Source organism: Rummeliibacillus sp. JY-2-4R (assembly GCF_053847205.1).
This window is the reverse complement of sequence record NZ_CM132623.1, coordinates 2127020-2146087: the sequence shown is the minus strand read 5'-3', so window position 1 is coordinate 2146087 and position 19068 is coordinate 2127020. Positions and strand designations below refer to the sequence as shown.

Genomic DNA, 19068 nt, shown 5'->3' with positions numbered 1-19068 from the left:
AAAGAAGTTGATCGTGTATGAACGTAAAAGAATTATTTAATCTTAACGGAAGAACGGCTATTGTCACTGGTGGAGGTCGAGGCCTAGGTGAACAAATCGCAGAAGGATTAGCTGAAGCTGGTGCCAATGTTGTAGTTTGTTCTAGAAAAGAAGAAAACTGCAAAGAAGTAAGCGAAAAATTAAACGAAAAAGGGATTCAATCCATTGCATTAAAATGTGATATCACAAATCCAAGTGATATTGAAAATGTAGTAAATCAAACGCTTCAGAAATTTGGAAGAATTGATATTCTCGTAAATAATAGTGGTGCATCTTGGGGAGCCCCTGTAGATGAAATGCCGTTAGAAGCTTTTCAGAAAGTATTAAATGTAAATGTTGTAGGTACTTTCTTGATGTCACAGGCAGTTGGCAAAATTATGGCAAAACAACAATACGGCAAGATTATCAATATTGCTTCAGTAGCTGGGTTAAAAGGTTCTGACCCAAGTTTCATGGATGCCATCGGTTATAACACAAGTAAGGGTGGCGTGTTGTCATTTACAAAAGATTTAGCTGTGAAATGGGGTTCGCGCGGTATTTACGTAAATGCAATTGCACCCGGTTTTTTCCCTACAAAAATGTCCCAGGTTTTAATCGAACGTGGGGGCGATCAATTACGAAATAGATCACCACTTCGAAAATTTGGTACAGAAAATGATATGAAAGGCGTTGCGGTATTTCTTGCATCTGCCGCTTCAGATTTTATCACAGGTGAAACAATTGTGGTTGATGGTGGTTCAATAGCAAAATAATTTGGTAAGAATTTTAAGGGGGCAAATCATGAAAAGGGATGCTGTGATTGTATCAGCTGTACGTACTGCAATTGCTAGACAGGGAGGCGCATTAGCGTCTGTCCCTGCACATATTTTCGGTGCTGAAGTGATGAAGGAAGCCATTAAACGAGCAAATATCGAACCGGAACAAATTGATGATGCGATTTTTGGAAATGTATTAAGTGGTGGCGGAAATATTGCTAGATTAACAGCTTTACAGACCGGCTTATCTTTAACTATTCCTGGGCTTACAGTAGATCGCCAATGTGGTTCTGGAATTAACGCTGTAGCACTTGCAGCACAATCAATACAAGCAGGAACTGGTGATATTTATATAGCTGGTGGAATTGAAAGCATGAGTCGTGCACCTTATTTAATGGATCGAGCAGAGAAGCCTTATAGTCCAAGTCCACCATCGTTTAGAAAATCACAGCTTTCACCACTAGAAGTAGGTAATCCTCCTATGGGTATAACGGCAGAAAATCTAGCAAGAATGTATGAGATTTCTAGAGAAGAACAAGATTTGTTTGCGCTCGGTAGTCAACAAAAAATGGCATTAGCCATGAGTGAAGGCCGCTTCGATGAACAAATCGTACCGATTGAAGTACCAGTGAAAAAAGGAAATCCAATTATTTTTGACCAAGATGAGCATCCTCGTCCTCAAACGACATTAGAAGGGTTATCCAAATTGCCGCCAGCATTTTTAGAAAATGGTACTGTCACAGCAGGTAGTAGCTCTGGTCTAAATGATGCTGCATCGGCACTTGTTATAATGGCGAGAGAAAAAGCTGAAGAATTAGGATTAAAACCACTTGCGACGATTCGTGAAACTGCTGTTTCAGGTGTTGATCCGAATATTATGGGGATTGGCCCGGTGCCAGCAACAAAAAAAGTGTTGGCTAAATCAGGTCTCCATTTAGACCAAATGGATATCATTGAATTAAATGAAGCTTTTGCTGCGCAAGTAATTGCTTGTCAAAGAGAATTAGATATGAATCTTGATACATTAAATGGCAATGGAGGAGCTATTGCACATGGACATCCATTAGGTGCCACTGGTGCAATATTAATCACAAAAGCAGCCTATGAACTTAAGCGTTTAGGTGGTAAGTATGCACTCATTACTGCATGTATAGGTGGGGGTCAAGGGATTGCTACGATCATCGAAAGAGAAGGATAAAACAATTCAAATGCTAGAAGGAGGGAGAAACGTGACAACTACTCCCCATGAAATTGAAGTATATGTAAGATTTTGCGAAACAGATGCAATAGGACATGTGAACAATACAAGCTACTTTCTATACTTTGAAGAAGCACGCACAAAGTTCTTTTCAGAACTACATCCCGATAGAAAACGTTCATTAGGTTTTATATTAGCGTCTATTAAATGTGATTATATCAACCAAGCCTATGCAGAACAAATTTTAAAAGTTTATACCTATGTTACAAAAATTGGAAATAAAAGTTTTACAATGGAACAAATCATTAAATCAGAAGCAGATGGCAAGATTATTGCACAAGCAATCGTCACAACGGTTTGCTTTAATCATATAGAACAAAAGTCGATTACAATCCCAGAAGTTTTGAGACAAAATTTAGAACAGAAATTATTAGTTTAATAAATTTCAAAAGGCGTGATTACATGGATTCTGAAACAATTCCTATTCGAAAAGGTGAGGAATTGGATTGTCATAAGCTTGAAACCTACTTAAAAGAGAAAATTCCAAATCTACCGTGTGCCGAATTAGAAATCAGACAATTCGGCGCAGGAAAATCCAATTTAACATATGAAATTAAAATTGGAAGCTGGGAAGCCGTTTTAAGACGCCCGCCTTTAGGAGTCCTTGCTCCAAAAGCTCATGATATGAAAAGAGAATATACGATATTAAATGGACTTCATACTCATTTCAATAAAGCGCCAGAACCGTATCTATTAGCAGAAGAGAATATACTTGGAAGTCCTTTCTTCATCATGGAAAGAAAACACGGCATCGTACTCGATACAAAATTTCCTGAATCGATTCAGATAACTAAAAGCCTATGTCGACAAATCTCTGAAAAAATGGTCGATACATTAGTTGATTTACACAACATTGACTATCGAAAAACTAAGTTAAAAGAGATGACTAGGCCTGATGGTTTTATGGAGCGGCAAGTTCATAGTTGGATCAAACGATTTGAAAAGGTTCAAACAGAGAATATCAAAGGATTGAATCAACTAAAGTCGTGGATGATTACTCATATTCCTAAATCGCCTAATCCAACAGTTATTCACTATGACTTCAAATTAAATAATTCAATGTTTAATCATGACTTTAGTGAAATTGTAGGGATATTTGATTGGGAAATGACAACAGTAGGTGATCCACTCATAGATTTAGGAGTAGCAATGAGTTATTGGATTCAAGAAGACGATTCAGAGCTGCTAAAAAGAGAAATGGATGTTGAAAAATCAATTACATCCCATCCAGGCTTTATGACAAGACAAGAATTTATCGAATCTTATGCGAAAAAGAGCGGTCGAGATGTTTCTAATATGCACTTTTATTTAACCTTTGCTTATTTTAAATTAGCAGTGATTTGCCAACAAATCTACTATCGCTATTATTTAGGTCAAACGGTAGATCAACGTTTTGCCAAGTTAAACGAATATGTTCGAAATTTAATCTATTACGCTAATGAAACATCCATTAAGAGAAATTGAGCGGTGTAAATGAGGTGATCAATTGAAAAAAGTGCATGTGATATTGAAAAAAGAAGAACTCGATGAAGAAAAACTGACAAACAATAAAATTGCTGTTGTATTTGATATATTACTTGCTACTTCTACTATTACAACTTTCTTAAAAAATGGCGCCAAGGAAGTAATTCCAGTCCTCAATGAAGAAGAGGCCATACAAGTAGCAAAAGACAAAAAATTAGGAAGTTATTTAATGGTAGGAGAATATCTTGGGAAAACAATTGAAGGTATGCTACCACCACATCCAAATGCGTTAATAAATTGTGTAAAAGATAAATCCATTATCTTATCAACAACCAATGGAACTGTTGCGATTCGTAAAGCAATTGAAGCGAAAAAAGTATATATTGCGTGCCTTTTAAACGCAAAGTCTGTGGCCCAACAAATCATCAATCATGATGAAGACGAAACCATTATTCTAGTTTGTTCAGGATCCTCTGGTGCATTTAATATAGAAGACTTCTTTGGTGCAGGATACTTTATCGACAAATTGTTAAGTCATGCAGAAAACGATTTTGAATTCACTGATGCAGCATTTGCAGCGCATCAATTTTATAAAGGGCAAGCTGAAAATGGAATTGAAATTTTACGTTCCTCTAGAGTAGGAAAGAAATTAGTACGAAAAAACTTAAGCGATGAAATCGATTTTATCTTACAGTTCGATTTGTATGATGTTGTTCCTTACGTCAAAAACAAACAAGCCGTTGTATTAGATTAGAAAAAGAGGAGAGAAAAAATGTCAATTTCAAAGACTGATGATTTATTAGTAAATAAAGATAATGGTATTTTATATTTAACGTTAAATCGTCCTGATCGTTTAAATGCATTTAGTCCTGACATGATTGTTGCATTAAAAGAATCCATCCAAATAGCGAAAACGGATGAATCTATTAAAGTTGTCGTCATTTCTGGCAATGGTAGAGCCTTCAGTGCAGGTGGAGATGTTAAAAATATGGGACAAAGAACGCCACTAGGAACATATGAGCACATCGGAAGACTAAATGAATTAATTCTAGCAATGCAAAACTTAGAAAAACCAATCATTGCTGCAGTTCACGGGTATGCTGCAGGTGCGGGTTTTAATCTTGCCTTGGCAAGCGACATTATATTAGCTACAGAAGATAGTCAGTTTATATTAAGCTTTTCAAAAGTTGGCTTAATTTCAGATGGTGGTGGGCTATCGTTTTTACCTCGATTAATTGGGCCATATCTTGCGAAGGAACTATTCTTCAATGCAGAGCCCATCACAGTTGAAAAGGCAAAGTCACTTGGTATTGTCAATCAAGTGTATTTAAATAATGAATTCCAAGATAAAGTACAGGAATTTGCGATTAAACTAGCAAATGGTCCAACCGTTTCTTATGGGTTTATCAAAAAAATTGCAAACTTATCATTAACATCTACTTTAGAAGAAATTCTCGATCAAGAAAGAATCACACAAGCAACAATGGTTGGTACAGAAGATCATAAAGAAGGCGTACAAGCATTCAAAGAAAAACGAGTACCTCAATTTAAAGGTAAATAGTATTTTGTTCGATTTGTATAATCGAAACTGCTGTAACAGAGGGGGGACAAAATGGAAATATTTATCCAACAATTGATGAATGGTTTAACAATTGGTAGTGTGTATTGTCTTGTTGCACTTGGATTAACCCTAATTTATGGTATTTTGCACATTCCTAACTTTGCACACGGTGCATTATATATGATTGGTGCTTATGTAACATTAACAGTTATGACTAAACTGGGTGTTCATTACATCATCGCCATTGTTATTTCAATGTTGGTCGTTGGCTTCATAAGTCTCTTAATGGAAAGGTTTGTTTTTCATCCATTAAGAGGAACGATTTCTATTAATAATATGGTGGCATCAATAGGTATTCTATTATTCCTTGAGTCATTTTCTCAGTTGGTGTGGGGAGCTGACTTTCTCCAAATGTCAACACCCTTTTCTCAAATTATAGACGTATTTGGTGTTACGTTAACTATGCAAAGAATCATTATCATTGTAGCTGCTATTGCCATCATGGGATTGTTATATCTTTTCCTAAATAAGTCGTTTGTCGGAAGAACAATAATTGCCATGTCTCAGAATCGTGAAGGTGCATTTCTAGTAGGAATCAATTCGAATAAGGTAGCGATGTTAACGTTCTTTATAGCAGGTGCTTTAGCTGCAGTTGCTGCATCTTTAACCTCTCCATTAAATTTAGTCTTTCCTGGTATGGGACATTTAGTGATTCTAAAAGCTTTTGTCATCATTATTATAGGTGGAATGGGCAGTATTCCAGGGGCTATTATTGGTGGTTATATTCTTGGATTAAGTGAAAGTTTCGGTGCCACTTACATTGCCAGTGATTATAAGGATATTATCGCATTTGTATTGCTCATCATCATCTTGTCCTTCAAACCGAATGGAATATTTTCAAGGGGGGGAGCTGAATGACGTTAGTATCCAGCAAAAAATATATCATCCTTGTTTTAATAGCACTTGCTATTCTATTTCCATTAATAACACAGAATAATTATCATATCTATGTTACAACGTTAGCATTTATTTGGATGATCGCAGTTTATGGTTTAAATATACTGGCAGGGTATACTGGATATTTATCCCTTGCCCAAGCTGGATTTTTTGCTATCGGTGCATATTCAATGGGATTACTTTCAGTGAAAACAGGAATGGGCTTTTGGCCTTCTTTCATTCTAGCTCCAATTATCACAACATTTTTAGGGTTCATCGTAGGTCTAGTAGCTCTGAGGACAAAAGAACACTTTTTTGCAATTTATACATTGTGTATAGGATATGTAATCTACTTGGTGATTGATAAATGGGATACATTAACCGGTGGACCTAGAGGACTTATGGGAATAAGTGTACCAGGCAATATTGGGCCAGTAACATTCACAACGCCAATTTCACAATACTATTTCGTATTATTCTTTTTATTGTTAACGATTTTAATCGTTTATCGTATTGTGCATTCATTAACAGGAAGATCGTTTAAAGCTGTTAAAACGAGTGAAAATTTAGCACAAGCTATCGGTATTTCAACAGTTAAAACAAAATTAATGTCCTTTGTTTTAGCAACGTTTTTTGCAGGTCTATCTGGTGCATTATATGCATGCTTTTTAAGATTCATAGGACCACAAATAAGTTCTACCACTATCATGTTCGATTTATTAACATTTCTTATTGTAGGTGGAATCGGCACTTTATCTGGTCCAATTATCGGTACATTGCTCATCGTTTATGTAACCCAAAGCCTTCAATTTCTTCAAGAGTACCGAATGTTACTTTTCGGCCCAATTCTAACACTTATCATTATTTTCTCGCCAAAAGGAATTGTTGGATTATTTAGCACTATGATTGCATCAAGAAGAGAGAAAAGAATAAGAATTGCAGAAAGCAAAAAAGTAACTTAGGGGTGATGTGATGTTTTTAGAAACAAAAAACTTATCGAAAAGATTCGGAGGTTTAGCTGCTGTTAATAATGTTGATTTTTCTATAGAAAAGGGCAAAATTAATGCAATTATCGGTCCAAATGGTGCAGGTAAATCTACTTTCTTTAATTTATTAAGCGGGTTTCATACTCCAACAACCGGCGAAATTGTATATAAAGGAATGGATATTACAAAACTTCCTTCACACAAAATTGCTGAAATGGGGATTGCCCGAACGTTTCAAACAACTAATTTATTTGAAGAATCTACTGTTTTCGATAATATAATTGTCGGTCATCGCCTTCGAACACAATCAACCCTATTCGATGCGATTTTTAGAACAAAACGATTAAAACGAGAAGAAGAACAATGCAAAGAAAAAGCCTTGGAAGTTTTAAATAGGGTAGGTTTAGCTCACTCAGCTGATAGGATTGTTGCAAATATATCCCAAGAGGAAAAAAAGAGAGTTGCATTTGCTCTTGCTTTATCGACTGATCCTGAGCTTGTCTTTTTAGACGAACCAACTGCAGGGGTAAATCCTGATGAGACAGATGATTTGGCCGAAATTATTAAGAAAATGGCTGATCAAGGAATAACAGTATGCCTGATCGAGCACAAAATAAAAATGATTATGGATTTAGCAGATAAAATTATGGTTCTAAACTATGGAGAGAAGATTGCAGAAGGGACACCAGGAGAAATCAATCAAAATGAAGCAGTAATAGAAGCATATCTCGGGGGGAATGCCAGTGCTTAAGTTAAAAAACGTAACGACTAAATATGGCCATTTTTCCGCAATTCAAAATTTGAATATTCAAATAGAAAAAGGTCAATTAGTCGTTTTACTCGGTGCAAATGGAGCAGGAAAAAGTACAACATTTCGAACAATAAGTGGTCTTAGTAAGCCAGCTGAAGGTGAAATACTTCTTGAGGGTAATATTATCAGTGGAAAATCCCCAGATAAAATTGTGCAAGCAGGTATTATTCAATGTGCAGAAGATCGAAAATTATTTTCACAAATGTCTGTCTATGAAAATTTGCTAATGGGCGCATATGTTCATAGAAAAAATAAGAATGAGATTAAGAAAACATTAAACAATGTGTATGAACTATTTCCAATTTTAGAAGAGAAAAAGAATGATGCAGCTGGATCGTTAAGTGGCGGACAACAGCAAATGGTAGCCATTGGTCGAGCGTTAATGGCTAAACCTAAAATCATGCTGTTAGATGAGCCTTCTATTGGATTGGCTCCATTAATTGTAGAGCAGATGTTTAAAAGTATTCAACAGATTCATAAAGAAGGAACCACAATTTTATTGGCAGAGCAAAATGCAAATGCAGCTTTAAGTATTGCTGATAAGGGATACGTGTTTGAAAATGGAAAAATTGTTGTTGAAGGAACTTCGGAAGAATTATTTAAAAACGAAGAAGTTCGAAAAGCCTATATTGGTGCTTAAAGTAAGCCTTTATAAAAAATTGAGGAGGTATTGAATGAATAAAATAAAATCATTTTTATTTATTAGTCTCATAGCTTGTGTGTTGGTATTAACAGCATGTTCAAGTAAAAGCGGTGGAGGTTCGAGTAGTAAAAATGTTATCAATATCGGCTACAGTGGACCTTTAACAGGCTCGGCTGCTCATTATGGCGAAAAAACAGTAAATGGATTATCTATGGCTATTAATGAAATTAATAAATCAGGCCTCGATATAAATGGAACAAATTATAAATTAAAATTAGTGAAGTTAGATGATAAATATTTACCAAATGAAACGGCATCTAATGGGCAAAGATTAGTACAAGAATATAAAACCCCAATTATTATTACACCACATAGCGGTGGGATTTCTGCATTACAAGTATTTAATGTTCAACAAAATTTTATCATTGGTGGATATTCTAGTGAACCTTCCATTACAGAAGTAGGAAACCCTTTAACTGTCAGAATACCTCCAAATTATAAGGATTATATTGACACATTTGTAGAGTATGAAATGAAAAAGTTTGGAAAGAAAATTGCGCTAATTCCACCTGTTACACAATATGGTCAAGATTGGGCAAAGGCAATTACACCTAAATGGAAAGAAAAAGGTGGAGAAGTTGTATATCAATCTACTGTAGATTTTGAAAAAGATACAGACTTCTATACACTTGTTACAAATGCGCTGAAAAAGAAACCAGATGTACTATTCGTCGGTGGTCCATCAGAATCGACCGCAAAATTAGCACTTCAAGCTAGAGAAGCAGGATTTAAAGGCGGTTTTATCGTCATGGACCAAGCAAAAATGGATGAAATGATGAAGTTAAAAGGTTCTTATGACTTTTTAGAAGGTTCAATCGGTACGATGCCACTCTCTTCTGCAGATTATCCTGGAACAGCTGAATTCATTAAAAAATATAAAGAGAAATTTAATGCTGTTCCAAGTTCTGAATCCGGATACCTATACACATCGGTTTATGTCTTTGCAGAGGCAATGAAAGCAGCAAAAAGCGTTGATGATCCAAAAGCAATTTATGAACATCTTCAAGATGGACTAGATCAACTACCAGAAAACAAAAAGGTTTATGAAATTCCAACGATTGGAAAGAATGGAGCGTTTGGTGTAAATGTTCGTGTGGGTGCAGTTGAAAATGGAAAAATTGTTTCAATCCCAATAGAGAAATGATAATGAGTCTGAAGAAATCAGGTACCTTTATCTGATTTCTTCCTTTAAATTATTCAGCTTTCTTAAGGAGGATATATTAATTGACCAATAGCACAATTCAAACAAATGTACAATTCTTATCTTTGCAACAAGCAATGGAAAAGGTCCCTAATCATTCTAAAATTTTAGTAGGAGGATTCGGAGCCACGGGAATCCCTGAATATCTCCTTCAAGGTCTGATTGATCAGGGGGTAGGGGATTTAACGATAATAAGTAATAATATCAAGGATACCTCGAATCTTCATAAATTATTTATGCTAAATCGTATTCGAAAAGTGGTAGGAAGTTATTATACAACGAGCAAAGAGGTCGTAAAAGCATATAGAGAAGGCCGTATTGAAGTAGAACTATTACCACAAGGGACATTTTCAGAAGCAATTCGATTAGGTGGAGCTGGCATTCCTGCTTTTTTCACCCCAACAGCTGTAGGCACGGATTTGGCTAAAGGAAAAGAGGTCCGACACATTAATGGAGTTGACGCCGTTTTAGAACATTCCATTACAGCAGATATTGCATTAATCAAAGCATACAAAGCAGATAAGGCCGGAAATCTAATTTATCGAAAAACTGCTCGGAATTTTAATCCATTGATGGCAATGGCTGCAGATTTGACAATTGTAGAGGTGGAAGAAGTCGTTGAAATTGGGGAACTTGATCCAGAGTCGATTACTACACCTTTCATTTTTGTTGATATTATTGTAAACAAAAAGGAGGAGGAAGTCATATGAGTGATGATTCCTTAAAAATGTATATTGCTTGGCGTGCAGCCAAAGATCTAACGTATGGTGTTGTCAATTTAGGAATCGGTATCCCAACACTAGTTGCTGACTTTATACCAAAAGGACTTGTAACACTGCATTCTGAAAATGGAATCCTAGGAGTTGGACCAACGCCACTAGAAGGTGAAGAAGATCTAGATTTAGTAAACGCTGGAAAAGACTATATTACATCTCTTCCATATTCATCTTACTTTGATAGTTCTCTTTCCTTTGCCATGATGCGTGGTGGTCATTTGGATGCAACGATTATAGGTGCACTTCAAGTAGCAGAAAATGGAGATATTGCAAGTTGGGCGATCCCTGGTGAAGATGTACTTGGCGTTGGAGGTGTGATGGATTTAGTAATCGGAGCCAAAAAAGTAATCGTAACAACAAAACATTTAACACAAAGTGGCGAACCAAAAATTCTTCCTTGCTGTACATATCCTCTGACTGCCAAAAACCGTGTTGATACGATTGTTACTGAATTGGCTGTTTTTAAATTTGTCGATGGTTGTTTTCAACTAACTGAAAAGATAGAAGAAATTTCATTCGAAGAGCTAAAAAACATCACACCAGCATTCTATAAAATAGCACCTAATGTTAAAAGCGTGAGTCGTACGCAAATATTAAACGATATTCTTTATAGTTCATCAAAATCTTGAAAGGGGCAAAAGAATGGAATTTCGAGAATTATTTGATTTAAATGGGCAGATTGCGGTCATTACAGGCGGAGGAAGAGGCTTAGGACAACAAATTGCAGAGGTATATGCAGAACGGGGTTGCAATCTTGCTCTTTGTTCAAGAAATAAAGAGAATTGTGATGAGGTTGCGAATATCCTAATTCAAAAATATGGCATAGAAGCAAAGGGTTATGAGCTTGATGTAACAAATGAAAATCAAGTAAACGAAGTGGTTGCACAAATTATAGAAGACTTCGGCAAAATCGATATTCTAGTCAATAATAGTGGCACAACTTGGGGAGCAAAAGTGGAAGAAATGCCATTAGAAGCTTGGGAAAAAGTAATGAATGTGAATGTTACGGGTACTTTTTTAGTCAGTAAAGCAGTTGGAAATCATATGATTAACCAAAAATATGGAAAAATCATCAATATCGCATCTGCGGGGGGCCTTACAGTCAGACCACCAGAAATCACCAATACCATCGGCTATACGACAAGTAAAGCAGCGGTCGTTCACTTTACAAAGGACTTGGCCATCAAATGGGCACAACATGGGATCTATGTAAATGCTATTGCACCAGGAATGTTCCGAACGAAGATGACAAAAGAAACATTAAATCAAAAAGAAGAAAAAATCCTAGAAACAATTCCTCTCAAGAAAATAGGTGATGAAAATATGCTTAAAGGTGCAGCCATCTATTTAGCAACAAAAGCAAGTGATTTTGTCACAGGTACAGTTTTAAGTGTGGATGGTGGAAGTACATTATAAAAGGAATTCCAAATCTCCTATAAATTCAGCAAAATTTTCTCGAAATAAACATTCATCTCCTAAATGACAAAATTGTCTGAATATTGTAGAATGAACGTAATTCCATTTTACAAAAGGGGTGTAGGGGATGAATGTACCATTAATATTAACAGATTTTCTTGATAGAGCAGTAGATTTATATGGAGACAAAAAAGCGATATTAGATGAAAAAAGGGCATTTACATACCGCGAATTAAACGGACGTGTAAATCAGTTATCCCGTGGATTACAATCTTTTGGAGTAAAAAAAGAGGACAAGGTTGCATACTTGGCTTCAAATACAATTGAAATGTATGAAGGTTTTTATGGAATTTATCAATTAGGGGCAATAATGGTTCCTTTAAATATCCGATTAAAACCAGAAGATTACTTATTTATCTTAAATCATAGTGAGTCTAAAATATTACTAGTAGATCAAGATTTATACCATTTAATCGTCCCAATTAAAGAGAAATTGGAAACAGTGCAGCAAATCATTGTCCATTATAAAGATGAAGAAACGCAAGAACTTGGCTATGATGAATGGTTAGCTCACTTTGATAATAGTGAGTTTAAGCGTACAGAGTTAGATGAGGATGATGTAGCGAGTCTTCTTTACACAAGTGGAACAACAGGTGATCCAAAAGGTGTTATGTTAACGCACAGAAATAACTATCTACATGCCCTTACATCAATGCACCATCTACGCGTAACGGATGAGGATGTTCTTCTGCACGTTCTACCTATGTTCCATGTGAATGGTTGGGGTTCACCATTTTACTACACTGCAAATGGTTCAACGCAAGTTTTCCTAAGAAAAGCAACACCCGAAGCAATATTCGGTAAGATTAAAAAACACAATGTATCTATTGTTCATATGGCACCAACAGTATTGAATTCACTTATTCAATACCATGATGAACAAAAACCAGCGTTATCCGATGAACTTCGCGTTGTTATTGCAGGCTCAGCACCGCCAGTCGCATTCGTTGAAAAAATAGAAAAAGAAATTGGTTGGGAGTTTGTGCAAGTATATGGTATGACAGAAACAACTCCATTAAGTACGATTTCACGCATTCTTCCTCAATATCAAGATTTACCAGATGATGAGAAATACCAACTGAAAGCTAAAGCAGGAACACCGATGATTGGTACAAAAGTAAAAGTTGTAGACGAATTAGGCGACGAAGTACCTCATGATGGCATAACAGTTGGGGAAGTAATCGTCAGAGGTAATGGCGTGATGAAAGGCTATTGGAAGAACGAACAAGCAACCTTGAATACGATCAAAGACGGCTGGTTACATACTGGGGATGTCGGCCATATCGATGATAAAGGGTATGTAGCAATCACAGACCGTAAAAAGGATATCATTATTAGTGGAGGAGAAAATATTTCTTCTATTGAAGTAGAAGGCGTTCTTTATGATCACCCAGATATCCTGGAAGCAGCTGTTATTGCCGTACCGCACGAAAAATGGGGAGAAACACCTCATGCATACGTAGTACTACGCGAAAATGTAACATTAACAGAAAAGGATATCATTGATTTCTCCCGTTCCAAACTAGCACACTTTAAAGCTATTACAGGTGTTACATTAATTGACGAATTACCAAAAACCGCTTCAGGCAAAATCCAAAAAGTACATCTGAGAAAGAGTTATGTAGAGAGTACTGGGGTTTGATAGAGGCACAAAAAAAGATCAACGAGATAACTCGGTGGTCTTTTTTTGTTTACTTAAGTTGGATTCTAATTTGAAACTAAATGGTTCTATACGAAGTTCGAGTGGGTCTAATCGATCGTTGAGTGGTTCTAATTAAGTATTGAATGAGTCTAATTAAGGACTAGTGGTGCTAATATGGCTCTGAGTGAATCGAATCGATCGCTGAGTAGTTCAAATGCAGATCTAAGCGAATTAAATCAAAGTCTAAGTAGCGCTAATAAAAGTCACAGTGAACTAATCAAGCAACAACTAGTCCTAAAGAGTCTAGGTTCTCATCTAAACGAACAATGAAAAAATAGATTTCATTTCTCATTAATCAACTATAAAATTGTATAATAGGCAATATAAAGTTTTACTGAATAATACAATATTGTAAGTAAAAACACATCAATCTTTTAAGGAGATTAATTTGAAAAGAATCATTCGAAATCCATGGTTTTTATTTTTCCTTGTTGTCATCCTAGCTATTATTGTGACCTTTAATATTCCCATTGAAAAAAGAAAATATGGACTTACTCAATCTGGGCTGACTACTGATTATACTGGATTACTACCAGAGCATGTGGACAAAGTGGTAAAAGCCACCAACCGAGATGATTTGCAGAAAATCGTGAAGAAAGCAAATGCGGAAGGTAAGCATATATCGATTGCAGGACTTCAACACTCTCAAGGTGGACATACATATTATAAAAATGGCATTGTCATTGATATGCGGACATTTAACAAAATTTTAGAAGTAAATGACAAAGCAAAAACTGTTCGAGTGGAAGCTGGTGCTACTTGGGAGGATGTGCAAGAAGCGATTCAACCATATGGATTAGCGCTTAAAGTGACTCAATCCCAATCAATCTTCACGATTGGGGGTTCTCTTTCAGTCAATGGACATGGGAGAGATATTCGCTTTGGACCAATGTCTAGTACATTAAAGGAACTAACATTATTGACACCACAAGGCGAAATTAAAACAATTACGAACAAAGATGCGAATCATATGATGCAATATGTATTAGGGGGATATGGGCTTTTTGGCGTGATTTTGGATGTAACACTAGAGTTGACAGATAATGAGCTCTATACCATTCATACGAAAAGTTTAAAAACTAGCGAATATGAATCGTATTTCACGAGAGTATTAAACAATCCTGATATTGCGATGAATTACGCAAGAGTAAGTGTTGCACTAAGTTCTTTTTTAGATGATATGGTTGTGATTGATTACTATAAAACAGGTAACACAGACCATTTGACGAAGTTAAAAGGTGAGGATTTTGTTCATTTAACTAAATATTCACTGGATATTGGAAGACAAGGCGGGCTTTTAGAGGATATTTTTTGGAAAACTCAAAGTTCCTATTTAAATCATCTTGATGGTACCAAAATTACTCGAAATAATGTCATGCGTTCAGAATCTACTTTTATGGAATTTAATAATCCAGAAAAAGTAGAAGTGCTACAGGAATTTTTTGTTCCGATTAATGAATTCAATGAATATATGAAAGACTTAAAGAAAATACTTCCAGCAAATGATGCAGATGAAGATTTTAAAGTTCATAATATTACAATTCGTTATGCAGCAAAAGACAATACGACAACGCTTAACTATGCAAAAGAAAACATGTTAGGTTTAGTCATTCTTATTCAGCATGGGCTTCAAGGTAAAGATATTGAACATGCAAAAGTCATGATACAAAAATGGACCGATCTCACAATTAAGCATGGTGGAACGTATTATCTACCTTATTATCCTTATCAAACAAAAAGACAATTTAAAGAATCCTATCCAAATTGGAAAAAATTCAAAGCAGAAAAGCGTAAGCAAGATCCAAATGAAGTGTTCGTTAACAATTTTTATCAAAATTATTTGAAGTAAAGAGGATATAAATGATTCGTAATAGCAATAGAATAATCCCACTAATTATTACAGTTGGCCAAGTTGCCGTTTTCCCATACTATATCATTTGGTTAAAAGGGGTAACCCTTACGTTTACAGTATTCGGTTGGCTTTTCGCCATCCATTCATTCTCAGCTGCATGGGGATACCGTGTATTTCAGGTGAAAAAGAATAAGGGGGAATCGTACATAACACTCATCTATTTGGGAATGGGATGCATGTACCTTTTCGTCGGCCAATTTCATTTGGAGTATGATGTCTTACCGTACATAGCACTACTATTACAAATCATGCTTGGATTTTTTCAAGGGTATTTTCGAGCGTGGCATGTTGAACAAGATACATACCATCTACACGCAGTGAATCATTATCTCATCGTTGGATTCATCATGATCTCACTAACATTTGTAAAAATCATTTCGCCCGTTGTAATTATTTCATTATTTGGATGGTTATTATGCGGATGTAGTTTGTGGATGTTAATCATAAATCAAAAAAAGCAAAAGTGAAATAGAATTTTAAACTTATATAATATTGAAGAAATGCTTTTGTTTATTAAACGAATTTTTTTGTTCTTCCATAGAACTTTGTGGTATAACTGTAGAAAACCTGGACAAAGGAAAAGAGGAACTCCATATGAATGAAGAGTTATTAAGAAAACAAGAGAGCATCTTAAGTTCCCAAAATAATAGAAAAGCAGATTTTATTTTACGTAATGCACAAGTTGCGGACGTATTTAATCTTGTCTGGCGAAAAGCAGATGTTGTTATAAAAAATGGTATGATCGTGGCTATTGATACAGAAGGAAAATATGAAGCTAAAGAAGAAGAAGATGCAAATGGAAAATATGTCATTCCAGGTCTTATTGATGGACATATTCATATTGAATCTTCTATGTTGCGACCATCTGAATTTAGTAAAATCCTATTACCGCATGGGATTACAACAGTCATTACCGACCCACATGAAATTGCTAATGTGGCAGGTGCAAAAGGCATTCAATATATGCTGGATGATGCTGAAAATGCTGAGATGGATATTCATGTAATGCTCCCATCAAGTGTGCCCGCTACATCTTTTGAGAATGCGGGGGCTACGCTAAAAGCAAAAGACTTAGCACCATTTTTAAGTCATCCAAATGTATTAGGGTTAGCAGAAGTTATGGATTATCCATCTGTGTTAAATGGCGACGACGATATGATGCAGAAAATTGCTCAAACGGAAACTAAAAACCTCGTAATTGATGGTCATGGTGCTGGGTTAACTTCGAAACAAATACGTGGATACCGAGTAGCAGGAATTCAAACTGATCATGAATGTGTTACAGCGGATGAAGCAAGAACTCGTATTCAACAAGGGATGTACGTGCTCATTCGTGAAGGTTCAGCTGCAAAAAATCTTCGTGCTGTCTTACCTGCAGTAACTCCTACAAATGCTAGACGTTTTATGTTTTGCACAGATGACAAACATTTAGATGAACTTATTGATGAGGGAAGTATCAATCACTCGATTGCCTTAGCAATAGAAAAGGGGATGGATCCACTTCAAGCAATTCAACTCGCTACTCTAAATGCTGCTGAATGTTATCGATTGAAGAAAAAAGGGGCAGTTGCTGAAGGATATATAGCTGATTTGATCTTACTAGATAATATAACCACCTGTAAGCCGCAATCTGTTTGGAAAGATGGAAAGAAAGTAGTAGAGAACGGAAAATTGATACGACAAGAAACAAACTCTGAACCTGTGCCTGCTTCTATTTTGCAATCTGTGAATATTCCAAAATTAACATCACATGATTTAGAAATTCCTTTTATTAATGGAAATCAAGCAAACATCATTGAAATCGAACCGAATCAACTGATCACACATAAAAAAGTTGCAACAGTCCAAATTGAAAATCGTGCATTTGTTCCTTCAATAGAAAAAGATTATTTAAAATTAGCTGTAATAGAACGCCATCATAACTCAGGTAATATTGGACTTGGCATTGTTAATGGTTTCGGACTTCAAAAAGGAGCCGTTGCCACAACAGTAGCCCATGATTCACATAATGCCCTTGTTTGCGGTACAAATGATGAAGATATGCTACTAGCACTTGAAGCATTACAAAAAATGCAAGGAGGATATGTTGTAGTAGCAGATGGGGAAGTGTTAAGTGCTTTACCTCTTCCAATTGGCGGACTCATGACCAATTTAAATGCGGATGATGCAGAAAAGCAATTACATGAATTACACAAGGCCCTCATCCAGCTGAATCCTAATTTAAACTTCCACCTTTTCTTAACATTATCATTTATTGCTTTACCAGTAATTCCAAGTATCAAACTAACAGATACTGGATTGTTTGATGTTATAAATTTTAAACATATCACAGTTGAAGTGGATAATAGTGAACTTTCTTTATGAACAAATAACATTACTACCTTGAAAGGGAGGGACGGGGGGGTTCAAGTCCCTCAGTGCTAATTAAAACAAAACACTGTAAAGATCTTGTTGAACAAGTTGTTTGTGAAGCAGTTAGAGCATTTGTAGAAAACAGCTACAGATGGTCTTTTAAAAAAATAACACTTTTGTTCATGCTTGGGGGCGGGGAAAAATGTCATGCTTTTTTGCTATACTAGTAAGGATTAAGAAAAAGAAAGTGTTATATTCTCAATACAATAAAGGAGATAATAACCTATGGCAATAGCAAATTATTCAAAATTTAATCAATTTAAGAATCTCATTCAGTCATTACCCTCCTCTCTAACAGCGGAATCTTTATTAAGTGAACAGTTTTTATTAGAAATAGATGAAAAGAAGAAGTTAGAAATATATTACGCACCTTTTGAATACGTTAATGAAAGTGCTAAGGTGGTTATTGTTGGGATAACCCCAGGAATACATCAAATGAAACAATCCTTTTCAACCGTTTTAAATTTAAGGAACAGCGTAGATAACGATGAAGCCATACTTCAACAAGTAAAAAATAATTCTAGCTTTGAAGGACCTATGAGAAAAAATTTGGTTAAAATGTTAGACGAACTAGGTTTAAATGAATATTTAGGATTATCTTCTACTATGGAACTTTTCAATGAAGCTAGTAACCTTGTACATACCACATCTGTTTTACCCTTCCCTGTATTTTACAATGGGAAAAACTATAGTGGCTCAACACCAAACATATTAAAGACTGAAACCTTAAAAAAATACGTGACTCAATGCTTTGCTACAGAAATGAACAATTTAGATAATCCACTTATTATTCCTTTAGGTATTAACGTAACTAATGTTTTAAAGTATTTAGTAGACAACCAACTACTTGATTCAAATTGTCTTCTTTCGGGTTTCCCTCATCCTTCTGGGGGAAATGGTCACAGGATTAAACAATTTGCGGAAAATAAAATTCAAATGAAAGAAATGCTAAGGGCTCATTTCCAAAAATAAGCGCTTTCCAAATAATATAAAATAAAAATCCTTCCCCTAAATCCAGAAGCAAATGAAGTTGTTGATGACGAAATTTGATTATTTATTAAAGGTCTTTGCCAAAA

General features: G+C 35.6%; 19 protein-coding genes. All 19 read left to right on the top strand.

What is annotated here, in order from left to right:
- Positions 1-17: 17 nt before the first annotated feature.
- The 19 genes from ACWV26_RS10355 to ACWV26_RS10265 all read left to right on the top strand — a co-directional run bounded on the left by ACWV26_RS10355 (position 18) and on the right by ACWV26_RS10265 (position 18964).
- Positions 18-791 (top strand): SDR family oxidoreductase, encoded by a 774-nt coding sequence (locus ACWV26_RS10355; RefSeq protein ID WP_455894686.1) that lies wholly within the window; start codon positions 18-20, stop codon positions 789-791.
- Positions 792-819: 28 nt separating this feature from the next.
- A complete protein-coding gene (locus ACWV26_RS10350) occupies positions 820-1992 on the top strand; it encodes a thiolase family protein (RefSeq protein ID WP_455894685.1) in 1173 nt (390 codons plus the stop codon).
- Positions 1964-2431, top strand: a complete 468-nt coding sequence (locus tag ACWV26_RS10345; protein ID WP_455894684.1) for an acyl-CoA thioesterase — start codon at positions 1964-1966, stop codon at positions 2429-2431. The genes ACWV26_RS10350 and ACWV26_RS10345 overlap by 29 nt, the downstream gene beginning before the upstream one ends.
- A 23-nt stretch (positions 2432-2454) precedes the next feature.
- Complete coding sequence (locus ACWV26_RS10340) at positions 2455-3516, top strand: phosphotransferase family protein (protein WP_455894683.1); 1062 nt, start codon at positions 2455-2457, stop codon at positions 3514-3516.
- A 31-nt stretch (positions 3517-3547) separates the two neighbouring features.
- A complete protein-coding gene (locus ACWV26_RS10335) occupies positions 3548-4270 on the top strand; it encodes a 2-phosphosulfolactate phosphatase (protein ID WP_455898223.1) in 723 nt (240 codons plus the stop codon).
- An 18-nt stretch (positions 4271-4288) separates the two neighbouring features.
- On the top strand, positions 4289-5077 hold the full coding sequence (locus tag ACWV26_RS10330) for an enoyl-CoA hydratase/isomerase family protein (protein WP_455894682.1): 789 nt from the start codon (positions 4289-4291) through the stop codon (positions 5075-5077).
- A 51-nt stretch (positions 5078-5128) separates the two neighbouring features.
- Entirely contained in the window at positions 5129-5995 is an 867-nt protein-coding gene (locus ACWV26_RS10325) for a branched-chain amino acid ABC transporter permease (RefSeq protein WP_455894681.1), read from the top strand.
- Positions 5992-6975, top strand: a complete 984-nt coding sequence (locus ACWV26_RS10320) for a branched-chain amino acid ABC transporter permease (protein WP_455894680.1) — start codon at positions 5992-5994, stop codon at positions 6973-6975. The genes ACWV26_RS10325 and ACWV26_RS10320 overlap by 4 nt, the downstream gene beginning before the upstream one ends.
- A gap of 10 nt (positions 6976-6985) precedes the next feature.
- A complete protein-coding gene (locus tag ACWV26_RS10315; protein ID WP_455894679.1) occupies positions 6986-7750 on the top strand; it encodes an ABC transporter ATP-binding protein in 765 nt (254 codons plus the stop codon).
- Entirely contained in the window at positions 7743-8450 is a 708-nt protein-coding gene (locus tag ACWV26_RS10310) for an ABC transporter ATP-binding protein (RefSeq protein ID WP_455894678.1), read from the top strand. Before ACWV26_RS10315 ends, ACWV26_RS10310 begins: the two co-directional genes overlap by 8 nt.
- Positions 8451-8484: 34 nt before the next feature.
- A complete protein-coding gene (locus tag ACWV26_RS10305) occupies positions 8485-9657 on the top strand; it encodes an ABC transporter substrate-binding protein (RefSeq protein ID WP_455894677.1) in 1173 nt (390 codons plus the stop codon).
- Positions 9658-9737: 80 nt separating this feature from the next.
- Entirely contained in the window at positions 9738-10424 is a 687-nt protein-coding gene (locus tag ACWV26_RS10300) for a CoA transferase subunit A (protein ID WP_455894676.1), read from the top strand.
- Positions 10421-11119: a 3-oxoacid CoA-transferase subunit B gene (locus ACWV26_RS10295; RefSeq protein WP_455894675.1), complete on the top strand. Its 699-nt coding sequence runs from the start codon at positions 10421-10423 to the stop codon at positions 11117-11119. Before ACWV26_RS10300 ends, ACWV26_RS10295 begins: the two co-directional genes overlap by 4 nt.
- A 13-nt stretch (positions 11120-11132) precedes the next feature.
- A complete protein-coding gene (locus ACWV26_RS10290) occupies positions 11133-11906 on the top strand; it encodes an SDR family oxidoreductase (protein ID WP_455894674.1) in 774 nt (257 codons plus the stop codon).
- Positions 11907-12033: 127 nt separating this feature from the next.
- The gene (locus tag ACWV26_RS10285; RefSeq protein WP_455894673.1) at positions 12034-13608 is read left to right on the top strand and encodes a long-chain-fatty-acid--CoA ligase; all 1575 of its coding nucleotides are present in this window, start codon (positions 12034-12036) and stop codon (positions 13606-13608) included.
- Positions 13609-14056: 448 nt separating this feature from the next.
- Positions 14057-15517 (top strand): FAD-binding protein, encoded by a 1461-nt coding sequence (locus ACWV26_RS10280; RefSeq protein ID WP_455894672.1) that lies wholly within the window; start codon positions 14057-14059, stop codon positions 15515-15517.
- An 11-nt stretch (positions 15518-15528) separates the two neighbouring features.
- Positions 15529-16047 carry a hypothetical protein gene (locus tag ACWV26_RS10275; protein WP_455894671.1) on the top strand — a complete coding sequence of 173 codons (519 nt, stop codon included), beginning with the start codon at positions 15529-15531 and terminating at the stop codon, positions 16045-16047.
- Positions 16048-16174: 127 nt separating this feature from the next.
- Positions 16175-17944, top strand: a complete 1770-nt coding sequence (gene ade, locus ACWV26_RS10270; protein WP_455894670.1) for an adenine deaminase — start codon at positions 16175-16177, stop codon at positions 17942-17944.
- 273 nt (positions 17945-18217) lie between these two features.
- Entirely contained in the window at positions 18218-18964 is a 747-nt protein-coding gene (locus ACWV26_RS10265; protein WP_455894669.1) for a hypothetical protein, read from the top strand.
- Positions 18965-19068: the final 104 nt, after the last annotated feature.

Bases quoted from the DNA above. Each gene is read 5' to 3' on its own strand.
- ACWV26_RS10295 (WP_455894675.1), top strand. From the start codon at position 10,421: ATGAGTGATGATTCCTTAAAAATGTATATTGCTTGGCGTGCAGCCAAA.
- ade (WP_455894670.1), top strand. From the start codon at position 16,175: ATGAATGAAGAGTTATTAAGAAAACAAGAGAGCATCTTAAGTTCCCAA.
- ACWV26_RS10285 (WP_455894673.1), top strand. From the start codon at position 12,034: ATGAATGTACCATTAATATTAACAGATTTTCTTGATAGAGCAGTAGAT.
- ACWV26_RS10320 (WP_455894680.1), top strand. From the start codon at position 5,992: ATGACGTTAGTATCCAGCAAAAAATATATCATCCTTGTTTTAATAGCA.
- ACWV26_RS10355 (WP_455894686.1), top strand. From the start codon at position 18: ATGAACGTAAAAGAATTATTTAATCTTAACGGAAGAACGGCTATTGTC.
- ACWV26_RS10330 (WP_455894682.1), top strand. From the start codon at position 4,289: ATGTCAATTTCAAAGACTGATGATTTATTAGTAAATAAAGATAATGGT.
- ACWV26_RS10275 (WP_455894671.1), top strand. From the start codon at position 15,529: ATGATTCGTAATAGCAATAGAATAATCCCACTAATTATTACAGTTGGC.
- ACWV26_RS10265 (WP_455894669.1), top strand. From the start codon at position 18,218: ATGGCAATAGCAAATTATTCAAAATTTAATCAATTTAAGAATCTCATT.
- ACWV26_RS10305 (WP_455894677.1), top strand. From the start codon at position 8,485: ATGAATAAAATAAAATCATTTTTATTTATTAGTCTCATAGCTTGTGTG.
- ACWV26_RS10290 (WP_455894674.1), top strand. From the start codon at position 11,133: ATGGAATTTCGAGAATTATTTGATTTAAATGGGCAGATTGCGGTCATT.
- ACWV26_RS10315 (WP_455894679.1), top strand. From the start codon at position 6,986: ATGTTTTTAGAAACAAAAAACTTATCGAAAAGATTCGGAGGTTTAGCT.
- ACWV26_RS10350 (WP_455894685.1), top strand. From the start codon at position 820: ATGAAAAGGGATGCTGTGATTGTATCAGCTGTACGTACTGCAATTGCT.
- ACWV26_RS10340 (WP_455894683.1), top strand. From the start codon at position 2,455: ATGGATTCTGAAACAATTCCTATTCGAAAAGGTGAGGAATTGGATTGT.
- ACWV26_RS10325 (WP_455894681.1), top strand. From the start codon at position 5,129: ATGGAAATATTTATCCAACAATTGATGAATGGTTTAACAATTGGTAGT.